Source organism: Kangiella geojedonensis (assembly GCF_000981765.1).
Classification (GTDB): Bacteria; Pseudomonadota; Gammaproteobacteria; order Enterobacterales; family Kangiellaceae; genus Kangiella; species Kangiella geojedonensis.
On sequence record NZ_CP010975.1, the window covers coordinates 1,027,210 to 1,049,886 of the forward strand.

The following is a 22,677-nucleotide window of genomic DNA, read 5'->3' on the forward strand; positions in this document are numbered from 1 at the left end:
ATCAAATACAGCCGGATAGTTACTATCCGGCTTTTGTCTTTTTAATTAACGTGAAATTAGGAACATCAAAATGAACCTACACGAGTATCAAGGTAAACAATTATTCCGTGAATACGGTTTACCAGTATCTGAAGGTTATGCAGTCGATAATCCTCAGTCAGCTTTTGAAGCAGCTGGCCAAATCGGTGGTGACATGTGGGTGGTTAAAGCTCAGGTGCATGCTGGTGGCCGTGGTAAAGCGGGCGGTGTAAAACTAGTTAAAACTAAAGATGAAGTTAAAGAGTTTGCTAAGCAGTGGCTTGGTAAGAACTTAGTAACTTATCAAACAGACGCAAACGGTCAGCCCGTCAGCAAAATTTTAGTAGAGTCTTGCACAGATATTGCTCAAGAACTTTATCTAGGCGCTGTTATCGATCGTTCTTCACGTCGAGTTGTTTTTATGGCTTCGACAGAAGGTGGTGTTGAGATTGAGAAGGTCGCTGAAGAGACGCCTGAAAAGATTCTTAAGGCTACGATCGATCCATTGGTAGGCCCTCAGCCATACCAAGGCCGCGAGTTAGCGTTCAAGCTTGGTTTAGAAGGTAAGCAGGTTAAGCAATTCACGCATATTTTCATTCAGTTAGCAAAAATGTTTGCTGAAAAAGATTTGGCACTGCTTGAAATCAATCCTCTTGTGATCAAAGAAGATGGTGACTTGCACTGTTTAGATGCCAAAATCAACATCGACGGCAATGCTTTGTATCGTCATCAAAAGTTATCAGAAATGCACGATCCTTCACAAGAAGACGAGCGTGAAGCACATGCGGCTAAGTTTGAGCTTAACTATGTTGCTCTAGACGGTAATATCGGTTGTATGGTTAACGGTGCTGGCCTTGCGATGGGTACCATGGACATCATCAAGTTACACGGTGGTGAACCAGCAAACTTCCTAGACGTAGGTGGCGGTGCAACTAAAGAACGTGTTTCTGAAGCATTCAAAATTATTCTTTCAGACGACAACGTAAAAGCAGTCTTAGTTAATATTTTCGGCGGTATCGTACGTTGTGACCTGATTGCAGAAGGTATTATTGGCGCGGTTAAAGAAGTGGGTATCGAAGACCCTGTTGTTGTTCGTCTAGAAGGTAACAACGCTGAGTTAGGTACTAAAGTTCTTGCCGAGTCCGGTTTGAATATTATCGCGGCAGAAAGCTTAACTGACGCAGCGAAAAAAGTTGTTGCTGCAGCGGAGGGCAAATAATGAGTATTTTATTAACTAAAGACACTAAAGTTATTTGTCAGGGGATCACTGGCTCACAAGGTACTTTCCACACTGAGCAAGCGATCGAATACGGCACAAACATGGTTGGCGGTGTGACTCCTGGTAAAGGCGGTCAAACACACCTAGGTTTACCAGTATTCAACACTGTAGCTGAAGCTGTAGAAAAAACTGGTGCAGAAGCATCGGTTATCTATGTTCCAGCACCATTCTGTAAAGATTCTATCCTTGAAGCAGCAAACGCTGGTATCGAGCTAGTTATCTGTATTACTGAAGGTATTCCTACTCTAGACATGTTAGAAGCTAAAATCGTATGTGACCGTTTAGGCGTTCGTTTAATTGGCCCTAACTGCCCTGGTGTTATCACTCCAGGCGAGAGCAAAATCGGCATTATGCCAGGTCACATTCACAAGCCCGGTAAAGTCGGTATTGTTTCACGTTCAGGTACCTTAACGTACGAAGCCGTTAAGCAAACAACTGACTATGGTTTTGGTCAGTCGACTTGTGTTGGTATCGGTGGTGATCCAATCCCAGGTTCTAGCTTTATCGACATTTTAGAATTGTTCGAGAAAGATCCTGCGACCGAAGCTATTGTGATGATTGGTGAAATTGGTGGTTCAGCGGAAGAAGAAGCCGCTGCATACATCAAAGAAAACGTCACTAAACCTGTCGTATCTTACATTGCAGGTGTTACTGCGCCTCCTGGTAAGCGTATGGGACATGCTGGTGCAATTATCGCTGGTGGTAAAGGTACAGCAGCTGAAAAGTTTGCTGCACTTGAAGATGCTGGCGTTAAAACGGTTCGTTCATTAGCAGACATTGGCTCTGCCATGAAAGAAATTACCGGATGGTAATCACCGTTTAGGTAGTATCAATTAGATACACTGCGTTAAAAAGCCGAGAATTATTGTGATTCTCGGCTTTTTTCGTATCTAACGTCCTGTAACTTCCTGATTTTTTCCCCTTGTCATATTTATTAACATTTCCTACCTATACTGTTACAAAGCTTTATAAGATACTTTGGGTGGCTCATTATCTTGGGGGGTGCTTCTTGGTAATGAAGAATCAACTAATAATAGACCTGCAAACTGTGGGAAAAAAAATTATAGAGGGATATCTATGACTTTAACATTTAAGAAAACATTCTTAGCGATCGCATTAGCGACAGGCATGGGTGTGGCTTACGCAGAACTACCAGATGGCGTGGAGAAAGTAACCTCAGTTGAGGGTATTACTGAGTACCGTCTAGATAATGGATTACAGGTTTTACTGTTTCCTGATCCAAGTCAAGAAACGGTAACGGTTAATATTACCTATCATGTTGGTTCAAAGCATGAAAACTATGGTGAAACAGGTATGGCTCACCTTCTTGAGCACTTAGTTTTTAAGGGCACTCCGAATCATAAAGATATCCCTAAAGAACTGACAGATCATGGTGCTGAGCCAAACGGCACTACTTGGTATGACAGAACTAATTATTTTGAGACCTTTTCGGCAACACCAGAGAATATTTCATGGGCTTTGGATTTAGAAGCTGATCGAATGATTAACTCGTTTATTGCTAAGAAAGACTTAGACAGCGAGATGACGGTGGTCCGTAATGAGCTTGAAAATGGCGAAAATAATCCATTCCGAGTGTTAATGCAACGATTGATGTCTACAGCTTACGATTGGCATAACTATGGTAAATCGACTATTGGTGCTCGGTCAGACCTAGAAAATGTTGATATTAGTAATCTCCAAGCGTTTTACCGTAAGTATTATCAGCCTGATAATGCAACGTTAATTGTTTCGGGAAAAATTGATGAAGAAAAGATTATCAAACTGATTGAAGAAGAGTTTGGTGATATCCCAAAGCCAAAGCGAGTAATTCGTGAGCTCTACACTGAAGAGCCAATACAAGACGGTGAAAGACGCGTCGTTGTGCGTCGTCCTGGTGATGTACAGATGGTTGGTGTGCTGTATAAAACGCCTGCTGGACCTTCAGAAAATTTTGCCGCGACTCAGGTTCTGACGCAAATTTTAGGCGACAGTGAAACTGGTCGCTTACATGATGAGTTGGTGAAGAATGGACTGGCAGCAGCAGCATTTGGTTTTCCATTCCAGCTAGGTGAGCCTGGAGCTTTATTGTTTGGTGCTCAAGTTGCAAAGGATAAAGATATTCAGAAAACCGAAGAAGCATTTTTGAAAACTCTGGAAGGAATACAAAATGCACCAATCACAGCGGAAGAAGTGGAAAGAGCAAAGGCTAATATTTTAAAACAAATAGAGCTTAGCTTTAACTCTTCACAAAGTATCGCCTTAGAACTCACTGAGTGGGTTGGAATGGGTGACTGGCGATTATTATTCTTGAACCGAGATCGTTTAGAAAAAGTGACGGTAGAAGACGTTCAAGCTGCCGCGGAAGAGTATTTAGTAAACGATAATCGTACCTTAGGTTTGTTCTTGCCGGAGCAAAAGCCAGATCGCGCTGATTCGATCGCCCGCTTAACCTCAGAAGAGGTAGAAGCTATGTTAAAAGGCTATAAAGGGCGTGCTTCTGTAGCGCAAGGGGAAGACTTTGATCCATCGCAAGACAATATTGATGCCCGTACCGTTGAAACTAAGCTAAGCAATGGCGCTAAGGTTGTTTTCCTACCGAAGGAAACTCGTGGCGATTCTGTTGTTGCTCAGATCGTGCTGGACTTAGGTAATCTAGACGACTTACGAAATAGCGGCATGATCCCTTCGTTAACCGCTGGTATGTTAGAGCGTGGTACTGCTGAGCATAGCCGTGAGGAGTTACAGGCGGAGTTCGATCGCTTAAAGGCGAACGTTAACGTTAGCGGTGATACGAGTTCTGTGCGAGTAAACGTGGAAACAACCAGAGAAAACTTGAACAAGGTGCTTGAACTAGTTGAAGAGGTACTAAAAGAGCCTTCATTTAATGAAGAAGAATTTGAAGTCCTTAAGCGTGAGCGAGTTGTGTCGTTAGAGCAACAAAAGCAGCAGCCTACTACTCAAGTATTTACTCAGTTAGGACGTCATATGAATACGTATGATAAGTCTCACCCGCTGTATAGCATGAGCATTGATGAGCAAATTGAAGCCATTAAAGCCGCTAAGCCTGAGCAGTTAAAAGCTTTCCATGAAAACTTCATGGGTGCTCAGGATGCCGATATTGCTGTTGTTGGTGACTTTGATCAAGCGTCTACGCAAAAGGCTCTTGAAGGTATTTTAGGCGACTGGAATGCAAAAGTAGCTTATGAGCGGATTAAAACATCAGCATCCGATGTCGAGTCAATTAATCAATTTATTGATACGCCAGACAAGGCAGGTGCTGCTTTTGGTGCTATGACTCAACTATCAGTCAGTGACAGCCATCCTGACTATGCTGCTTTAGTAGTTGCTAACCAAATCTTTGGCGGTGGCTTTTTGAATAGCCGATTAGCAACACGCTTACGTCAGAAAGATGGCTTAAGTTATGGCGCTGGCTCATTCTTTAATGCAAGCTCTTTCGATGACAAAGCTACCTTTGGTGCCTTTGCCATTTGTGCCCCGGAAAACTTAGCAAAAGTTGAGCAGGGTTTTAAAGAAGAGTTTGAGAAGGTTATCAAAGAAGGGTTTACTCAAGAGGAGTTAGATGCGGCGGTTAAAGGTATGGTTCAAAATCGACGTATTGATCGTGCTAAAGACAACCGCTTAGTTGGTACGCTCGCTGGAAATCTTGATTTAAGTCGCTCAATGAAGTGGGACAAAGATCTGGAGCAGGCTCTTAAGTCGCTCACAGTTGAAGATATCAATAAAGCTTTCCGTGAACACTTAAGCTTAGATAAGATTTCAATTGTCAAAGCTGGTGACAAAGCAAAAGCCGAGTAACGCTTCAGCGTAAAGTAAAGCCGTGGCTTGATGACAAGTCCACGGCTTTTTTACATTTAGAGTAGGTCGCAAATTCGTTATATCACCACTCTACCAGGAGTAATTAGCGGTATAAGTCACTGTCACTTCACCATTGGCTGGTACCTCAACGTCAAAATGTATGTGGCGGGCATCTTGTTTGGTATAGTCATGAGATTTACGACCAATTTCCCATTCTGACCAGCGATATAAGGTTTCACGAATTACCACTGTCGCGTCTTCAGGTTTGTGGTTTTTCAAGGTGATTTCAAAACTTTCACTCATGGTTCTTGCTTTAGTATCAACTCGATAGTCAGTTTGCTTACGCTCACCTTTGATGTCGAAAGCGTTACCCATCTTGATCAAAACATCTTCATCTTTTGGCGTATGGTCGATAATATCTTCACCAATGAACTCTAAACTGCCATCGGAATCCTTTTGATTAACACGAATGCGGCCCGCTGGAAGTGGCATGCCCATGTTGTTATCTTCGCTGTTGTTAAAGCGCAAATAGACATTAACGTCGCCTTGAGTATTACGCCCATAGTTTTGGTTGGTATTTAAACCACCGTAGCCATATTGACTTGAGGCATCGAATACCAGCTCTTTGTTACAACTAATAGAGTTTACTGAGGGGAAAAGCTCTAACTGCTTAGTCGAGTTATCAGGAAGCGTAGCAGGGCGCCCTAGCGTATATAGATGGTACTCAAAGAATGATTTTTCCTCGAAGCCTTGATGTTCATACATGGCATCAGCTTTAACTCTTGAGCCGGTAACGACTATTCGCTCATGTTCAGGCTGTGCACGATTTACATCTCCTGCAATTAATTTGAGCTTTGCATCTTCGAAGCTCGCACCAGATTGATTGATAATACTAACCCATGCTGATAAATCGAGTTTACAGGCGTTGTTGCTATTTCCGCTGCTTTCTTCACTGTAGATCACGTTATAGTCTGACCACCAAGTCATGCCTTCAGTCTGATAACTTAATTCAATCTCATGCTTTCCCGGTTTGGTCGCATTCAAATCCCAAACCAGTGTGGGTTTGGTGCGCAGTCCTCCAGGCAACTGAGGGAATTTAATATTGCTGTAATTGCTGATGCTATGCACATTACCGCTGCTGTCTTGTAAAACAAGACCACCACTGGCACTGATTAGCTCACCTTTAATACGATTAATATCATTGCCTTGTACCTGTTCAACGGTGATTATTTTCCCTAAGTAGCGTTGAAGTAGCTTTTGTTGGCTGACTAAATCGAATTGGTAGTTTTGCTCTAAAACGTGAGCTTCAGGGTCGGTTAATGAACGGAATGATACTGTAGTAGGGTCGAGTAAAGCCGCAACGTCATTGACCTCAAGTTGATTTAACCCTTTTTTGATATTATGACTCTGGGTGCTTTTTACTACAGCGTAGCCTGGAACATTGTAGTATCCGCGATGTTGTCCAGGTATAGGGCGATAGGTATTCGGTGAAATAGAACCAGGTTGGGCGCTGCTATAAATAGTAATGGCTTCGCTGGATTTCGCGTGACTCATAGTGGTTGCTCCTAAGCTGGCAGCTATTAAGAATGCCAATAGGCTATGTGAATTATGTTTGATGCGCATAAAGTTTCCCTTGTGTTTCATTAGTTCTAACACTATAAACGTCAGAGTAACTGAAAAGGGTTAAGTTCTACAAAAAATTTAAAAACGTAGGTTTTGATATGTTAAGAAAAAAGTTTTTACTGATATTTGCTTCATTGATTCTGCTAGCGCCGTTAACTACTCAGTCAAAGGAGTACACAGGTGTTGTGGCTGAGAGCAGTAAAATTGAATTTAGCGGTGTCCAGAATCGAAAAACGGCCTTTACCGGACACTTCAAAGAGTATGAGGTTTCTGCTGATTTTGATAGCGGTGATTTATCAAATAGCTACATTAACGTGATGATCGAACTCGGGACGTTAGAAAGTGGTAGTGAAAAACGTGACACAAAGCTCAAAAAAGGGAATTGGTTTGATATTGATAACACTCCTAGAAGTTACTTTAAGTCAGAGTCAATAAAGCCTGTATCCGACGGTATTTATGAGATTGAAGGGCTACTTGAAATAAAAGGGATATCAAAGCCTTACAGCTTTACATTAGAAATTCGTGAACTAGTCGACTTGTTGAAATTGTCGGGTAATTTTACAATCAACAGACTCGATTTTGACCTTGGCCTAGGCGCTTGGAAAAATCCAGACTGGGTCAAACATGAAGTTGAAGTTGAGTTTGATATAACTGTTAAGAAGAAGACAGAATAGGACAAAAAATTTCATAGGGATGGGTTAACAGTTATTGGTATAAACCATATAGCAAAGAGTGATGAAAATGTTTAAACCGTTCCTAGCTGGAGTATTGTTATTAGCTGTGACATCAGTAGCGAAAGCAGAGGTTCTTGATATTGACGATCACATGGCTGATAAAATCGTGTCGATTTGTAAGTTTGTGCAAGGTGAAGGGCATCCAGAGCAATTAAGACTGAAAGGTATGGCTTGGTGCAAAGTTGGCGTTGATTACTTGCCAGAGGAGTTTAAGCGTCAAAAAAAGCTGGTGAATCATCTTTATGGCTCTGATAGTTACAAACATTTGCTGCAGAAAGATGAGTTTACCTCACAACTTAAAAAAGCTCGCCGCAGAATTGCTGAGATTTCTTTAGGGATGTAGTTATTGAGCTTTTAACAAAGTTAATAAAAAAGCGCCTGTGTGGCGCTTTTTTTGTGCTTACTGCAATCTTAATATTTATAAGCTAGGTAGCTCTAGCTCTCTAGCGAACTGGTTAAATAGCCCACTATCAATTAACTCACGAATGGCTTCAATGTCTGGACCAAAGTGACGGTCTTTTTCGTAATAAGGAACCTTTTCACGAATCGCGTCGTAAGCTTTTTGTAGTGTTGCAGAGGTTTTTAGCGGCGCACGGAAGTCGAGGCCTTGAGCAGCGCTTAATAATTCAACTGCTATTACGCCGGCTGTATTGAAGTTCATGTCTCTTAAACGACGAGCAGCGAAAGTTGCCATCGAAACGTGGTCTTCCTGGTTTGCCGATGTTGGCAAGCTGTCCACTGAAGCAGGGTGGGCTAGGGTTTTGTTCTCTGAGGCCAATGCCGCAGCAGTTACTTGTGCAATCATAAAACCTGAGTTGACACCGCTGTCTTCGACCAAGAAGGCTGGTAGGCCGCTTAAGTGTTTATCGAGCATCAGTGCGATTCGACGCTCAACAATCGCGCCCACTTCAGAAATGACGATGGCCAATAAGTCAGATGACATAGCAACTGGCTCTGCGTGGAAGTTACCGCCAGAAATAATATCGCCGTCTTCAGGGAACACTAGCGGGTTATCAGAAACTGCATTTGCCTCTGTCAGGAGCACCGAAGCAGCAAAACGCATATGGTCAAGCGCAGCGCCCATGACTTGAGGCTGGCAACGTAAAGAGTAAGGGTCTTGAACTTTATCGCAGTCTTCGTGAGACTCGTTTAATTCACTGCCTTTGATTAGATTAAGTAGCGACAGAGCCACTTTCTTTTGACCGTCGTGACCACGAACTTCGTGAATTCGTGCGTCAAACGGCGCAACCGAACCAAGCACCGCATCAACCGTTAAACCGCCAGCGACTATGGCTGCCGAGAAATTGTTTTCCGCACCGAATAAGCCAGCCAGCGCTAACGCTGTAGAACATTGGGTACCGTTAAGTAGCGCCAAACCTTCCTTAGCAGCTAGCGTCAGTGGATCCAGGCCCGCAACCTTTAAGCCTTCAACCGCACTCATGATTTTGCCGTTATGACGAACTTCACCAACGCCGATCAGCGTACAGCTCATGTGAGCGAGTGGTGCTAAGTCGCCTGACGCGCCGACAGAGCCTTTTTCAGGAATGCATGGATAGACTTCATGGTTTACCAGCTTAATCAACGCGTCCACTGTTTCGCGGCGCACGCCAGAGTGACCTTGCGATAGGCTAGACAGTTTAAGAACCATCAATAAGCGAACCACGTTATCAGGAAGTAACTCGCCAATGCCTGCGGCGTGAGAAAGTACTAAGCTTTCTTGCAACAGTTCTAATTTCTCGCGTGGAATACGAGTCGAGGCCAGCAAACCAAAACCTGTGTTAATGCCGTAAACGGTTTGGTTATTTTCGACCACGTCAGCAACCGTCTGCGCGGAGCGATCGATGACCGGATAAAAGTCAGGGTTGAGTTCGATCTGACAAGGTTTCGAGTAAATATCTCGACAATCGGCAAGCGTTAGCTTGCCCGGTGTTAATGTATAAGTTGTCATATAGTGATACCTTTAAATTCTATTCGCAAAACTGCTGTCAGTTCCTACTTAACCATGGGTAGATTTAAGTTATTTTCTTTGGCGCATTCAACGGCAGCGTCGTAGCCCGCGTCAGCATGACGCATAACGCCAGTCGCTGGGTCGTTGAACAATACACGGTTAATGCGTGCGGCTGCTTCATCTGTACCGTCACAGCAAATGACGACGCCAGAATGTTGCGAGAAGCCCATGCCGACGCCACCGCCATGATGTAGCGACACCCACGTCGCACCACCAGCTACGTTGAGCATGGCGTTCAATAACGGCCAGTCTGACACAGCGTCAGAGCCATCTTGCATGCCTTCAGTTTCGCGGTTCGGACTGGCAACTGAGCCTGAGTCTAAGTGGTCACGGCCAATGACCACAGGTGCTTTTAACTCGCCATTTTTGACCATTTCGTTAAATGCCAAGCCTAGCTTGTGGCGTAAGCCTAGGCCAACCCAGCAGATACGCGATGGCAAGCCTTGGAATTGAATACGTTCTTTCGCCATGTCGAGCCAGTTATGCAGGTGCGGATCGTCAGCGATGATTTCTTTAACCTTTTGGTCGGTTTTATAAATATCTTCTGGATCACCTGATAGCGCTGCCCAGCGGAATGGACCAATACCACGGCAGAAAAGAGGGCGGATATAGGCTGGAACAAAGCCTGGGAAATCAAACGCGTTTTCCACGCCTTCTTCCAGCGCCATTTGGCGAATGTTGTTACCGTAATCCACCGTTGGGATGCCAGCGTGAGCAAACTCAACCATGGCTTTAACTTGAACTGCCATGGATTTTTTAGCTGCCTTTGTGACTTCGTCGGGGTTCGACTCTGCTTTTTCGCGCCACTCTTCAACCGTCCAGCCTTGTGGCAAATAGCCGTTTACAGGATCGTGTGCAGAGGTTTGATCCGTCACTAAGTCTGGTTTAACGCCGCGTTTGTGTAACTCTGGGAATACGTCAGCTGCGTTGCCGAGTAAACCAATCGAAATGGCTTCGCCTTTATCCAGTGCTTCTTGCAACATGTTCAATGCTTCATCAATACTGGTGGCTTTATTGTCCACATAGCCCGTACGTAAACGGAAGTCGATACGAGTTTCGTCACATTCGACAGCAATCATGCAATAACCCGCCATCGTCGCGGCAAGCGGCTGTGCGCCACCCATGCCACCAAGACCACCCGTTAAAATCCACTTGCCCGTGGTGTTGCCGTCGAAGTGTTGACGACCTGCTTCGACAAATGTCTCGTAAGTGCCTTGAACAATGCCTTGGCTACCAATATAAATCCACGAACCTGCCGTCATTTGGCCGTACATCATAAGCCCTTTTCGGTCGAGCTCATTAAAATGTTCCCAGTTTGCCCAGTGTGGCACCAGATTTGAGTTCGCAATTAAAACGCGCGGTGCATCAGCGTGGGTTTTGAAAACGCCAACAGGTTTGCCCGATTGAACTAAAAGTGTTTCGTCGTCGTTCAGCTCTTTTAGAGACTCTACGATTTTGTCGTAACACTCCCAGTTACGTGCAGCGCGACCAATACCGCCATAAACGACTAAGCCTTGTGGATGCTCGGCAACGTCAGGATCAAGGTTGTTCATTAACATGCGAAGCGGTGCTTCGGTTAACCATGACTTTGCATTTAACTCTGTGCCTTTTGGCGCTCTTATTTCGCGACTTGCATCAAAACGTTCGCTCATTTTGATTCCTCTCAATTGTTGTATTTGTCTGAGCTAAAGCTCAGTCAGTTGGTGTTCAGTAGTAAATCGTCCTGTAAGCTTAAAGCGGCTAGCAGGGTGGAATAATTGGCAATAGCTGACTAACAAGTCTTTCGACCAAGTGGTTCTGTCTATTGATAGTACTGGCTCGTGCTCTTGCAGCTTTAGCGTCACACGCATAAAGGGATCGGCTTCTTTGGCTTCGATCTGGTGCTCAGCTTGCGTTAATGGCGCCACTTCGGATAAATACACGTTTGGCGTCATTTCATTAAAATTCTGTTTTAAGTAGTCCGGCGCAGCCTTTGGGTTGACGTAGCGCTGTTCGATCTGAATTGGCTTGTTATTTTCTTTATGCACCATGATCGAGTGAAAAATATCTTCGCCTTCTTCCAAATCGAAGTAATGTAACAAGTGAATAGGGCAGTGTTCTTTTTGCAATAAAATCAATTCATTGGAGTATTCATTGCCTCGTTCTTTTACTTCATCAGCGATATTTCGGATTTCGAGCATGGGTGAATGCAATTTTTTAGGGGCAACGAAAGTCCCGCGACCTTGAGCTCGGTATAAGATGCCTTCTTCGGTCAGCTCGTCCAACGCACGTCGTGCAGTCATGCGACTAACGCCACAGGTTTCGACAAGCTCGTTTTCAGACGGAACACGCTTGTGCTCAGCCCAGCTGCCATCTTCAATGCCTTGTTTTATAAAGTTTTTTACCACCATATAGCGGCGAGTATTCGGATCGGTCATTAGCTATTGCGTAAAGATTATTTTTGTCCGTATCATGTCTTGAACCTAGCAAAAAATCCTGTATGCTAAGTTGTATATACAAGTTGAACTATACTAATAAATACGTATGCTTTTCAAGCGTAAATAGCAAAGAAAAGTGAAAAGAGAAATAAAGAAAGGCAAGTGAGACCGATGAGTTCTGAATCATTAACTGAGCGATTTAAAAAACAAGACATTGAGCCTAGTGAATTCAATCACTTGGCGCACTTAAAGGTCGCCTGGGACTATATCCATGAATACTCTATGGTCGAGGCTCGCGAAAAGTTCCATCAGGATATTATCAAGCTGACCAAAGTCCTTGGCGCAGAAGAAAAGTATCATCGAACGCTGACCGACTTCTTTTTAGATTACTTATATCAAGTGAAATGGTACTTAAACCATACAGGGCAAAGCTCGGAATCATGGCGTTCAGTGGAGCAACAGTGCCCATTATTGATTAACGACGCCAAAAGACTGATCAGTTATTACTACAGCGATGAATTAATCAACTCAGACCTAGCGCGAACCCAATACGTTGACGCTGATATTATGCCTTTGGATAGAGCCAGCCTGCGTTTTAGTGAGGCTGAGATACCAGTTTTCGATTTAGTTGAGCAGGATTCACCTATTATTGTTTCTATGCCGCATCACGGGCAGTTTATCCCGCATGACGTCCTAGAGCAGATGACCGACACCGCCTTAAATAGCGCCGACACTGACTGGTACCTGGTTCAGCTTTATAGCTTTTTAGAAGAGTTAAAAGTCACTCGAATCAATGCTAACTACTCGCGCTACCTGATTGATCTTAATCGAGACAGCAGTGGAAAGGTGTTATATAAAGGTGCTGACAATACTGAGCTTTGCCCGACCTCAACCTTTGATTTAGAAGCATTATACGAAGGAGACGAAGAACCTGATTCGCATGAGGTCGCGCGCAGAACAGAGCTGTACTGGAAACCGTACCACCAAGAGCTACAGCGTTTAATTAAACAAACCAAAGACAAGTTCGGCTACTGCTTACTGTTTGAAGCGCACACTATTCAATCCCACGTGCCGCGTTTCTTCGACGGGCAATTGCCAGACTTTAACTTCGGCACTAACGAAGGCCAAACAGTAAACGACCAGCTTAAAGCAGTACTTGAAAACTTTGATACTGGCGATTACTCAAAAATTATCAACGGACGCTTTAAAGGTGGTTTTATCACGCGCCAATACGCAAACCCAGAAGATAATATCTACACCATTCAGTTGGAGTTGTCGCAAATTACTTACCTAGATGAAAAACTAAGGTTGTTTGATAAGGAAAAAGCGCAGAAAGTTGGAGAAGCGATAAAGCGTTTGGTTCTGGAGTTGGGGAGTATCTTAGAGCGATAACGCCGCCAGCAGCGGCCGAGTGAAACGAGGTCCAGCGACCGCAGGGAGCGATGCTGGCTGGCCTTGTTATGAGTTTTCATCTTCTATTAGCTCTTTTCTGGCTTGTTGCCATTGTTCCCAGGCATACTCTGGATCTAAATCTGGATAACCTCGGGACTCAGCCATTTGCTCTGCAGCTGAAATGGGCATCATGATACAAGCCGCATTGTCTCGTATTTCAATAACTTCCGCTTCAGTTAACGGCGAGCCTTTTTCATTTTCTTGATTGAGTAGCACTGCGACTAACGCTGGAACAGGAACCGGAATAAGCTCTTCTTCAGGCTCTTTTTCCTTTGGTTTTCCTTTGAATAGTTTACCGATCATTTCGTCTTCCTTTACTCATAACATTATATTACCAGACGGCGCTGGAAAGCTTTTGATTTTAAAATGTTTGTTTTTAATGTCCGTTTTTATGGCTAATACCATATAAAATCGGACATTTATGTCCAGGTATCTTTTTTGTGTCCAGTTTACTGACGCCACGGTTAGTAAACTGTAGGTCTTATACTAAGTGTATCTTGTGAAATTGCAATTGGTTTTAGTAAGTGAAACTTTTGAGCGTGAGATGAGATTCTGAGAGTAGTTCGTCATCCCCGCGAAGGCGGGGATCTCCTACGGAATAGATTTAGCAAGATTCCCGCACCACAGGCATTTCCGTTGGTCACCTACGCGGGAATGACGAGTTATTTTTTATTAATCGAGTTATAAACTTTAACTAAATTATTCCCACCTAACTGATAACTCAACTGATTTGGGTGGTCGATGTCCCACAGTGCTAACTCAGCTTTTTTGCCTATTTCAATACTACCGACTTTATCTTCTAATCCTAGGGCTTTTGCGGCGTTGATGGTGACGCCTTGTAAGGCTTCGAGGGGCGTCATGCGGAATAGGGTGCAGGCCATGTTGAGCATAAGTAATAGCGATTGCGCTGGTGAGGTACCGGGGTTGCTGTCGGAGGCGACGGCAATGGGTACGCCTGCTTGGCGCAGTTCGTCCATTGGTGGCAATTTTGTTTCGCGTAGGAAATAGAAAGCACCGGGTAGTAGCACCGCAACTGTTCCGCTCTTGGCCATCTTGTCGATAGAGTCTTGCGATAAATATTCTAAATGATCCGCGGATAGGGCTTTGTAGTCAGCGGCTAAGCCTGCGCCAGATTGATCGGATAGTTGCTCAGCGTGCAGTTTGACTTTGAGGCCATGTTTTTGTGCGGCTTTAAATACGCGTTCGGTTTGGGTATAGCTGAAGCCAATGCTTTCGCAAAAAGCATCGACACAGTCTGCTAAACCCAGTTCCGCGATTTTAGGGATCATGTCATTGCACACTAGATCAATATACCCATCAGAATTGTCCTTAAATTCTGGCGGCAGGGCATGTGCGCCAAGGAAGGTTGTACTGACGCGAATTGGGAATTCTTGCTCCAGTCGTTTGGCGACTTTGAGCATTTTAATTTCGTTCTCAGTATCTAAGCCATAACCAGATTTGATTTCAATCGTTGTCACGCCTTCGTCGATAAAGCTTTGTAGGCGTTTAGCGGCACTTCGGAAGAGTTCTTCTTCGGTGGCTTCACGTGTAGCTTCAACGCTAGAGATAATACCGCCACCCGCTTTGGCGATCTCTTCGTAGGCCACGCCATTGAGGCGCATTTCAAATTCGTTGGCACGGTTGCCGCCATAGACAAGGTGCGTGTGGCAGTCGATTAAGCCGGGAGAAAGCCATTGGGCTTGCGCATCAATGGTTTCTGTTGCATTGAGTTTTGAGTCGTTTTTATCAAAAGAATCGCCAACATACGAAATCAGACCATCATTAACGCCAATCGCGCCGTTTTCAATAACACCATAGGGATTATCTTCGCTGGCGTACTGGTCGGACAAAGTCGCGATATTGACGTTGTGAATAATGTAATCAAAAGGTTTCGTTTCACTCTGGCTCATATTATGATCCTGATATTGTTTTAACTATTTTACTCGACACTATGACAAGTATTCACCCGCAACAGATTTTCGCTAAATTTATACTGTTAGCCGACGGCTGGCAGGAGAACGTGTTGTTGGAGCACGATTCTAATGGGGTTATCACTAAAATTAAACCACAAACCGAGAAACCCGCAAACTTTAGTGGAAAAGTGATTGATGGCGCAGTGATACCTGGCATGGTGAATAATCACTCCCATGCCTTCCAGTGGGCGATGGCCGGCTTGGGTGAAGCGAGCGGAAGCTCTAAAGATAGCTTCTGGACGTGGCGCAAGGCGATGTACGGTTTTGTGGAAAATATTGAGCCAGAAGATCTGAACCATATCGCTAGCGCGCTTTATATGCAGATGCTAAAAGCGGGTTACACTTCGGTGGGTGAGTTTCACTATTTGCATCATGACAAGAAGGGTGGCTTTTACGAAAATCCGGCGGAAATGTCGATGCAGATTTTTGAAGCAGCAAAAAACAGCGGTATTGATGTCACTTTATTGCCTGTGTTTTACCGTTACAGTGGCTTTGGGCCACAAGCACCTAACGATGGGCAGAAGCGTTTTATTCACTCGCAGGATGATTACGGACGCTTGTTAGAGCAGGTTCATTTGTTGTCCTCTGAGTACAATCAAAGCTACGGTATCGCACCGCACTCGCTACGAGCGGTCGATAAGTCAGATCTAGAGTTTGCGGTTAAAGCATTACGCTCTCAGTCTGAGAGCGCACCAGTTCATATTCATATCGCCGAGCAAACCAAGGAAGTGAATGATTGTGTTGCTCATTATGGTCAACGTCCTGTCGAATGGCTCTACGACAACTTAAGCCCTGATGACAAGTGGTGTTTAATTCATGCGACCCACTTAACCGACGGTGAGGTAAAGTCGATTGCCGGATCGAAAGCGGTGGTGTCAATTTGCACGACTACCGAAGCGAATCTGGGCGATGGTTTTTTCCCGATGCTGGATTACAAAGCGCAAGGTGGCCGTTGGTCAGTGGGTAGCGATAGTCATATTTCGGTGAACGCGATTGAAGAATTACGTTGGCTCGAATACCAGCAGCGGTTGCGTGAGCATTCACGGACGGTATTGGTCGATGGAGCTAATAGCTCAACGGGGCACTGGTTATGGACCCAGGCGGCGCAGGGTGGTGCTCAAAGTTTACAACAACCAGTTGGGCAGATTGCAGTCGGCTATAAAGCCAATTTCGTGGAGCTTAACCTTGAGTCGCTAGTGTTTACGGGTAAATCTCGAGAGCAACTACTTGATGCCTTTATTTTTAACCATCAAGCAGATAATGATGCGATTAATACGGTATGGATTCGAGGTAAAAAAGTGGTTGAGCAGGGCAATCATATTTCTCAAGAGGATATTATTGATGACTTTAAGAAAAGCATGGCGCGGTTACAAGTTGGTTAAGGTTTCGCCTAGCTTCTTCGGGTCGACTGGTTTGGTGATAAATTGAGCCGATTCAAGTTGATTGAAGGCTTCCGACTCAGCCACACTTAAATCGTGACTAACAATGATGATGTGTGGTTGGTTATCTAAGTGTTGAAGTTCTTCCAAAAAGTTAGTGAAAGAAAAGGATGGGTCATCCTGAATAAACTCAGAGTTGACTAAGATAGCATTGTAAGAGTCATGACGAAGCTTTTGTAGAACAACCTGCTTTGTTGTCGCTTTATCAACGTCAATGCCTAACTTTGTGAGATACCCAATCAAAACCATTTTATCGATGGGGTCAGAATCATAAACCAGTACATTCAAACTTAGACCAAGTGGTCTGATTCGTTCGGGTTGAGATTTTTTCTCGGCTTGATTGACTGTGTTCAGAGGCATTTCTAGGCGAATCTCATCGCTAAAATACAAGTACTCACCACCAAACTTTTTCAAAATATGTTTGGCGGATATCAGTTGTATATTATTACTATGAGCCGTAACTGGTAACTTTTCTTTAAATTGAAATAAACTTTGTTCTTTCAGTGCCTGTAAAAACACCTTTGACTCAGAAGAAAATGAAACCCTGAGATTGGCCGTGTCTTGGTAATCTTGACGTAAGTCAAAATGAATATTGAGTGTTTCATTCTCGCAAATATAAATCAGTTGCTGTATTAGTAGGCGCAACATTTGCTTGAAAGACTTATCATCCAAATGAACTTGGTAACTCATACGGTTGCCACTAAATGACTCTTGAATCAAAGTGTTCTTTTCTTTGGCGAGGGTCGATAGCTCAACCACAGTTTGTGATAAAAGGTCACGGGACCAGACTAATTGTCGTGTTTGATCGACTGGTTGTTTAATGACTTCATAAAACATCATCAAATTATTGATAGAACTGTTGAAGTTTTGCTGTGTTATGAAGCCTATAAACTCATGTAATTCAGTATTAGCATCTAGGCGAGCCTTCTGAACTTCCGTTTTAAGGATGTTCAGTTTGTGTCTTAGATTTTGAGTCTTAATAACTTGCTGTTCTACGGCATTAAGAAGCTTTGAGCCTTCTGAGGTTTTTAAGTTTTCTCTAAACTCTTTGTAACTTTCTGAGTTATTTAATTGATCGACAAGTTTATTAACAATTTTTGACTGGTGTGTTTGACGAATTCTGAGGTATACCCAAAACAAGGCAAGAGGGATAATGACACCAAGGTTTAACAATAGGTGTAAAACACCGTCATAGGCACGGCTGTATTTGTACGGCGTACTCGCAATTTGCAGTTGCCCCAGACGGCGGTGATCGTTTTCAGCGCTTTCCAGTAGCTGGCTTGGAAAGTTACTTTGGAAGCTAGAACCAAGTTTTTGAACAATGTCTCGATCGACTGTTTTTAGCTCGATGTCTTGAGAGATACCAACCAAGCCGCGGTTGTCGACTTGAGAAACTACGGTACCTTGATTATCTAATACTCTGACAAAAGCTATTTCAGGGTTATTACGTAAAGGAAATAGGGTTGATTCTAAATCGGTGGTGTTACCATAGCTAAGTCCATACTCTATACCAGGAGTAAAACTTGAAATAATGAGATCGCAAAGCTTTTGTTGCTGATTCTGATGGGATTGCTCTAGAGAGCGATAAAAAACAAAGTTCACCACAAGCAACACGACGACAAAGGCCAAGGTATAGGCAATGCTGTATTGATGACTGAGCTTTACTTTCTTCAAACGAACTTCCCTAGAGTAATTGTTTTGTCAGTGAGCCTTATTTAAGGTTTGAATGTACCCAATTGACTAGCGAATGTCCATTCAGTTTAACTCTATGATTTAAAGGATAAAAATTGGTCGAATAGCAGGGGGCGCTATTTGAGTTAGGGAAAGGTTTTCAGCGTTTTAATTATTGGGAAGATTAATTGCTATTATCGACCATGTTGAGGGCCGTTTCTAGTGAATCAGCTTGAGCTTCAAATTCAACCCTATTATCACTACCAAAAGCACCTGACCAGTTGTCTGGCGGAGCAATCGGGGCTATTTCAAGTAACTCCCAGCTGGCTTCATCAATTTCTTCGATTTCGCCACTATAATATTGAATTTCAATACATTCTTCGTCGCGGTCAATAGCCACAACTTCAAAGTTCTCATCAAGATCCAGTCTTTTGTACCATTGACCTCTTTCTGCGGTGATGGCCTGAGCCATATGTCCTCCTAGTAGTAAGCTTTTTTCTTACTACTTTATCTAATTTCCAGATTAACATATTGGTTAAAAAATGCACGATACTATAGGTGCTATTTGTCTAGTGGTTCTGATTTTCAAAATAAGTATTTAAGTTCTACCGGTAGTAATTACAGTCCTTATTTCCTACAATAAGCTCACCTAACAGACCAGACGGTATGTGAATTATAATGACGATCAAAATCAAGGACATCCTATTAACTGCTTTATTTATCAGTACTTTTTTCGTGCACAGTGATTTAAGTGCTGCAGAGTGGAGTGGTGTAGTTTCAGGCGAAGGGCGATATTTCTTTGAAGAAGGTGACTTCGGGCAAGACCAAGAAGAGTTCTCGGTTGCCATTGAGCCTGAATTTTTCCACCGTTGGGAAGATTCTGACTGGAGCTTTGTATTTAAGCCATTCCTTCGTTGGGATAGCTTAGATGATGAGAGAACTCATGCAGATATCCGCGAGCTTATGGTGCGCTATGTTGGGGACCAGTGGGAGCTTAAAGCGGGTATGAGCAAGGTGTTTTGGGGCGTCGCAGAGTCTCAACACTTGGTAGACATCATCAATCAAACTGACTTTGTTGAAAATATTGATGGCGAAGATAAGCTTGGACAGCAAATGATTGTTCTTTCAACAGAGCAGGACTTTGGCTTATTGGAGCTGTTTTTACTGCCCGGTTCTCGCGAACGAACATTTGCTGGCGAAGAAGGGCGTTTTCGTTTTCCTTTAACCTTGGATGACGATAATCCAATTTATGCTGATGAAGATGGCAAGCAACGTTTGGATGGCGCTATTCGGTGGTCCCAGTGGGTCGGTGATTGGGATATTGGTTTGTCACACTTTTCAGGAACGAGTCGCGAGCCTTTGTTTGTGGTCGACTCTTCTAATCCGCTACAGCCTCAGTTAAGACCTTTGTACGTGACAATTGACCAAACCAGCTTGGATGTACAGGCAACAAAAGGCGCTTGGTTGTGGAAGCTTGAGGCGATGAGTCGTTCAGGGTTTAATGAAGATCGGTATTGGGCTGCAGTGGGCGGTTTTGAATATACGTTCTTTGGAGTCACTGAAAGCGGTGCTGATTTAGGTATGATTCTTGAGTACCAACACGATTCAAGAGAAACCTTGCCAGGTGGTTACCAGCAACAGGATGTTGGTGTTTTAGGTTTTAGATTGGCGATGAATGATATTCCATCAACAGAAGCGTTATTCGCACTTTCTTACGCCAATGGTCAAAGCTTTATGAACCTAGAGGCTAGCCGACGGTTGGGCGATGATTGGAAAATGATCCTTGAGGCACGGTTATTCTCCGTTGATGAAGAAGAAGGCCCAACTGCGAGTTTGCTATATCCATTTAGAAATGATGATTATGTATCATTAACGTTTGAGCGTTATTTTTAATCGGATCTGACGACACAAATATGGGCTTTAAGACCTAACAATCATTGTGTCAAAGGGGCGTTGATAGCCCCTTTTTTAGTTACATGTTATGGCGCTTGCTATGCACAGTAACACTAACATGTCGGGGAGGCTGAGTTTGAAGCGTTAGCGTAATTACAGCTGTCGTTACCGCCGGTTTCTGTGTTCAGAATATAACTAAAAGTATCATCATCAACGCCTAGTTTTAGCGCATAAATGGCACGGTATGTCATAACCTTTTTGATGTAATCCCTCGTTTCAGTGTAAGGGATGCTTTCAATCCAAATCTCCGTGGGATGGCGTCCAAATGGTATCCACTGATCAATTCGGTGCTTACCTGCGTTGTATGCCGCTGAGGCGTAGATAGGGTTTTCCCCCATTTGTTCGTTGCGCAACTCTAGGTAACGACTGCCCATTTCTATATTAATGTGAGGCTTCAATAAGTCACGACGTCCGGTATACGGAATATTAAATTTTTTTGAATAGACCTTTGCTGTAGCGGGCATGACTTGCATTAGGCCATAGGCTCCGGCAGGTGATACCGCAAGTGGGCCATAAGCGCTTTCTTGGCGTGATACACCCATTAACCATTGTGGGGGTAAATTAACTTTCTTCGCCATTTTAATATAACTATCTTTGAACGCTGTAGGGAAGCGAATCTCGGTATCATCCCAGTAGCCGGACTTCGCAATAGTTAAAATACCTTGGTTATACCATCCCCATGAGTGTGCAATTTTAGCGGCCGCTTGGGTCTCCGCATCAGCACTCATTAGTTGTAATTGTTTACGCCACTCTCGGCTGGCATTGATATAGCGTTCAAGCTCGAACAATTCTTTAGCGCGTTTCACATTGGCACTATTTTCGACCTTTTTGAAAACTTCAGGAGGAATGTTCACCGCAACATGATTGAGCTTTAGTGGTTGCTTTAAACGAGTAGCAGCCAAGTAACCATAATAATCACGTTTTTCAGCTAATAGCTTTAAGGTTAATGATGAGGCTTCATTCTCACCGAGATTCTGTTGTGCAATGGCATGCCAGTATTGCCACTGATTACTTTGCTGTTGATTAATAGGGAGCAGAGTATAGAGTTCTTTAATGGTTTCCCATCGTTCGTTTCTTAATAGAACCGCAAGTTTCCAGTGATTAACGAGGTCATCCGTTATGAATTTATTGAGATTCCCATCATCCAGCCAATCAAGTGCTTTCGGCTTATTTTCAGTGGCAAGTGCTAAGAACAAAGTCCGCTCAACTTCATCTTCGTGATCTTTGGTCAGTGGTATTCGGTTTTTAGTGTGGAGCCATACTTTATAAGCTTTATCTCGATCTCCCCATGCAAGTCGTTTCATGGCAAAAACCAATATCGGTGCTTCTAGGTTTGGATCTTTGCCCGGGAAAAAACTTCGACGATTTACCACACCAGGATTCTTTTTTGCTTTAACCCAAAGATCAACGATGTAACGCTTATCACGGTCTAAAAAACGCTCTAAATACTTCAATAAACCAATTGAGCCTTCGTGGGCAGTTCGGTAAAACCGATGGTAAGCAATATTATGGTTAACTGCACCAGAGTCTATCCACTTCTTAAATACCGGATCGCATTCTTTGGGTTGTGACTTAGGGACGCTCCAAAGATCTTCTATATCGCTGGATAACGCTTTAATGGTGCTACCGTTTTTGAGTTTATGGCTGAGAATTTGACAGTCGAGGCTCGCGCTGTCGCCATAATTGTAGTACTGCTCTAAAACATCATACTGCTTTTTAGCGGCCAACTGATTTATAAACTGTTGTTTCAATCTATCGGCTAAGGGCGAGTCATTGTAAGTGACAATAAAACTGTCGATTTCTGCTCGGTTCTGTACATCTAATTTTTTGAGCAGTTCTTTATATTCGAGATAGGGATATAAAGGGTAGTCCTTCAATGAATTTTTAAGTTTGCGGTAATTTGTTAAATCGCCGTTAGCAAAAGCTTTTTCAGCGGCTAAAAATGCTAATTGTTCGCTACTATTAACAGCCTGTATTTTTGATGAAAACGTAAGGGAAATTAGTGAGATAGTGGACGCTATGATGAGGTTAGCTGTAGCCCGCATGTTTAAGTTTTATCCTTAAAAAGTGAATCTTGAATCTATTATGTCTTAAATGACAAAATATTTGGGTAAAGAAGTGTAAGATATCTAGAGGTATATCGGCTGTAAGCCTTTACAACGTTAGTATCCAGAGCACTCACATTCATTAGATATCTAAAATCTAAAGAGTTCAAGCTGTTTTCAAAGTGTTTGGAGTTTTGGCGTAAATGCACTTGTTTTTGTGGCATGAACTGTAATAATGTGTGCGCCTGT

General features: G+C 43.4%; 17 protein-coding genes. 8 read left to right on the forward strand and 9 right to left on the reverse strand.

What is annotated here, in order from left to right; genetic code table 11:
* Positions 1–70: 70 nt before the first annotated feature.
* The 3 genes from sucC to TQ33_RS04575 all read left to right on the forward strand — a co-directional run bounded on the left by sucC (position 71) and on the right by TQ33_RS04575 (position 5,113).
* The gene (gene sucC, locus TQ33_RS04565) at positions 71–1,237 is read left to right on the forward strand and encodes an ADP-forming succinate--CoA ligase subunit beta (protein ID WP_046561008.1); all 1,167 of its coding nucleotides are present in this window, start codon (positions 71–73) and stop codon (positions 1,235–1,237) included.
* The gene (sucD, locus tag TQ33_RS04570; protein ID WP_046561009.1) at positions 1,237–2,109 is read left to right on the forward strand and encodes a succinate--CoA ligase subunit alpha; all 873 of its coding nucleotides are present in this window, start codon (positions 1,237–1,239) and stop codon (positions 2,107–2,109) included. Before sucC ends, sucD begins: the two co-directional genes overlap by 1 nt.
* 265 nt (positions 2,110–2,374) lie before the next feature.
* Complete coding sequence (locus tag TQ33_RS04575; RefSeq protein WP_052735202.1) at positions 2,375–5,113, forward strand: M16 family metallopeptidase; 2,739 nt, start codon at positions 2,375–2,377, stop codon at positions 5,111–5,113.
* Positions 5,114–5,203: 90 nt separating this feature from the next.
* Here TQ33_RS04575 and TQ33_RS04580 read toward each other — a convergent pair whose 3' ends face one another.
* On the reverse strand, positions 5,204–6,667 hold the full coding sequence (locus tag TQ33_RS04580) for a DUF4139 domain-containing protein (RefSeq protein ID WP_228640427.1): 1,464 nt from the start codon (positions 6,665–6,667) through the stop codon (positions 5,204–5,206).
* Positions 6,668–6,834: 167 nt separating this feature from the next.
* Here TQ33_RS04580 and TQ33_RS04585 point away from each other — a divergent pair, with 167 nt between their 5' ends.
* Positions 6,835–7,410, forward strand: coding sequence for a YceI family protein (locus tag TQ33_RS04585; RefSeq protein WP_046561011.1), 576 nt, complete (start codon positions 6,835–6,837; stop codon positions 7,408–7,410).
* A 61-nt stretch (positions 7,411–7,471) separates the two neighbouring features.
* A complete protein-coding gene (locus tag TQ33_RS04590; protein ID WP_228640432.1) occupies positions 7,472–7,813 on the forward strand; it encodes a hypothetical protein in 342 nt (113 codons plus the stop codon).
* 75 nt (positions 7,814–7,888) lie between these two features.
* Here the strand turns inward: TQ33_RS04590 and hutH are convergent, their stop codons facing one another.
* Genes hutH through hutC form a run of 3 tightly spaced genes read right to left on the reverse strand, consistent with a single transcriptional unit; the run spans position 7,889 to position 11,895 of the window.
* Positions 7,889–9,418: a histidine ammonia-lyase gene (gene hutH / locus TQ33_RS04595; protein ID WP_046561013.1), complete on the reverse strand. Its 1,530-nt coding sequence runs from the start codon at positions 9,416–9,418 to the stop codon at positions 7,889–7,891.
* Positions 9,419–9,462: 44 nt separating this feature from the next.
* Complete coding sequence (hutU, locus tag TQ33_RS04600; RefSeq protein ID WP_046561014.1) at positions 9,463–11,130, reverse strand: urocanate hydratase; 1,668 nt, start codon at positions 11,128–11,130, stop codon at positions 9,463–9,465.
* A 33-nt stretch (positions 11,131–11,163) separates the two neighbouring features.
* Positions 11,164–11,895: a histidine utilization repressor gene (hutC, locus tag TQ33_RS04605; protein ID WP_046561015.1), complete on the reverse strand. Its 732-nt coding sequence runs from the start codon at positions 11,893–11,895 to the stop codon at positions 11,164–11,166.
* Positions 11,896–12,066: 171 nt separating this feature from the next.
* Between hutC and TQ33_RS04610 the strand changes: the two genes are divergently transcribed.
* On the forward strand, positions 12,067–13,287 hold the full coding sequence (locus TQ33_RS04610) for an N-formylglutamate amidohydrolase (protein WP_052735203.1): 1,221 nt from the start codon (positions 12,067–12,069) through the stop codon (positions 13,285–13,287).
* Between the two features lie 66 nt (positions 13,288–13,353).
* Here TQ33_RS04610 and TQ33_RS04615 read toward each other — a convergent pair whose 3' ends face one another.
* Together TQ33_RS04615 and hutI are read right to left on the reverse strand one after the other, a co-directional pair.
* Positions 13,354–13,650, reverse strand: coding sequence for an isoaspartyl peptidase/L-asparaginase (locus tag TQ33_RS04615; RefSeq protein WP_144405950.1), 297 nt, complete (start codon positions 13,648–13,650; stop codon positions 13,354–13,356).
* Between the two features lie 359 nt (positions 13,651–14,009).
* Positions 14,010–15,257 (reverse strand): imidazolonepropionase, encoded by a 1,248-nt coding sequence (gene hutI / locus TQ33_RS04620; protein ID WP_046561016.1) that lies wholly within the window; start codon positions 15,255–15,257, stop codon positions 14,010–14,012.
* A gap of 41 nt (positions 15,258–15,298) precedes the next feature.
* On the opposite strand from hutI, the gene TQ33_RS04625 reads away from it, so the two are divergent.
* Positions 15,299–16,702, forward strand: coding sequence for a formimidoylglutamate deiminase (locus tag TQ33_RS04625; RefSeq protein WP_046561017.1), 1,404 nt, complete (start codon positions 15,299–15,301; stop codon positions 16,700–16,702).
* On the opposite strand, the gene TQ33_RS04630 is transcribed toward TQ33_RS04625, so the two are convergent.
* Both TQ33_RS04630 and TQ33_RS04635 read right to left on the reverse strand, forming a co-directional pair.
* On the reverse strand, positions 16,688–18,433 hold the full coding sequence (locus TQ33_RS04630) for a response regulator (RefSeq protein WP_046561018.1): 1,746 nt from the start codon (positions 18,431–18,433) through the stop codon (positions 16,688–16,690). The genes TQ33_RS04625 and TQ33_RS04630 overlap by 15 nt on opposite strands.
* 181 nt (positions 18,434–18,614) lie before the next feature.
* Positions 18,615–18,902: a DUF6763 family protein gene (locus TQ33_RS04635; RefSeq protein WP_046561019.1), complete on the reverse strand. Its 288-nt coding sequence runs from the start codon at positions 18,900–18,902 to the stop codon at positions 18,615–18,617.
* 206 nt (positions 18,903–19,108) lie between these two features.
* Between TQ33_RS04635 and TQ33_RS04640 the strand changes: the two genes are divergently transcribed.
* On the forward strand, positions 19,109–20,323 hold the full coding sequence (locus TQ33_RS04640; protein WP_218915794.1) for a hypothetical protein: 1,215 nt from the start codon (positions 19,109–19,111) through the stop codon (positions 20,321–20,323).
* 113 nt (positions 20,324–20,436) lie between these two features.
* Here the strand turns inward: TQ33_RS04640 and TQ33_RS04645 are convergent, their stop codons facing one another.
* Positions 20,437–22,428, reverse strand: coding sequence for a transglycosylase SLT domain-containing protein (locus TQ33_RS04645; RefSeq protein ID WP_046561020.1), 1,992 nt, complete (start codon positions 22,426–22,428; stop codon positions 20,437–20,439).
* Positions 22,429–22,677: the final 249 nt, after the last annotated feature.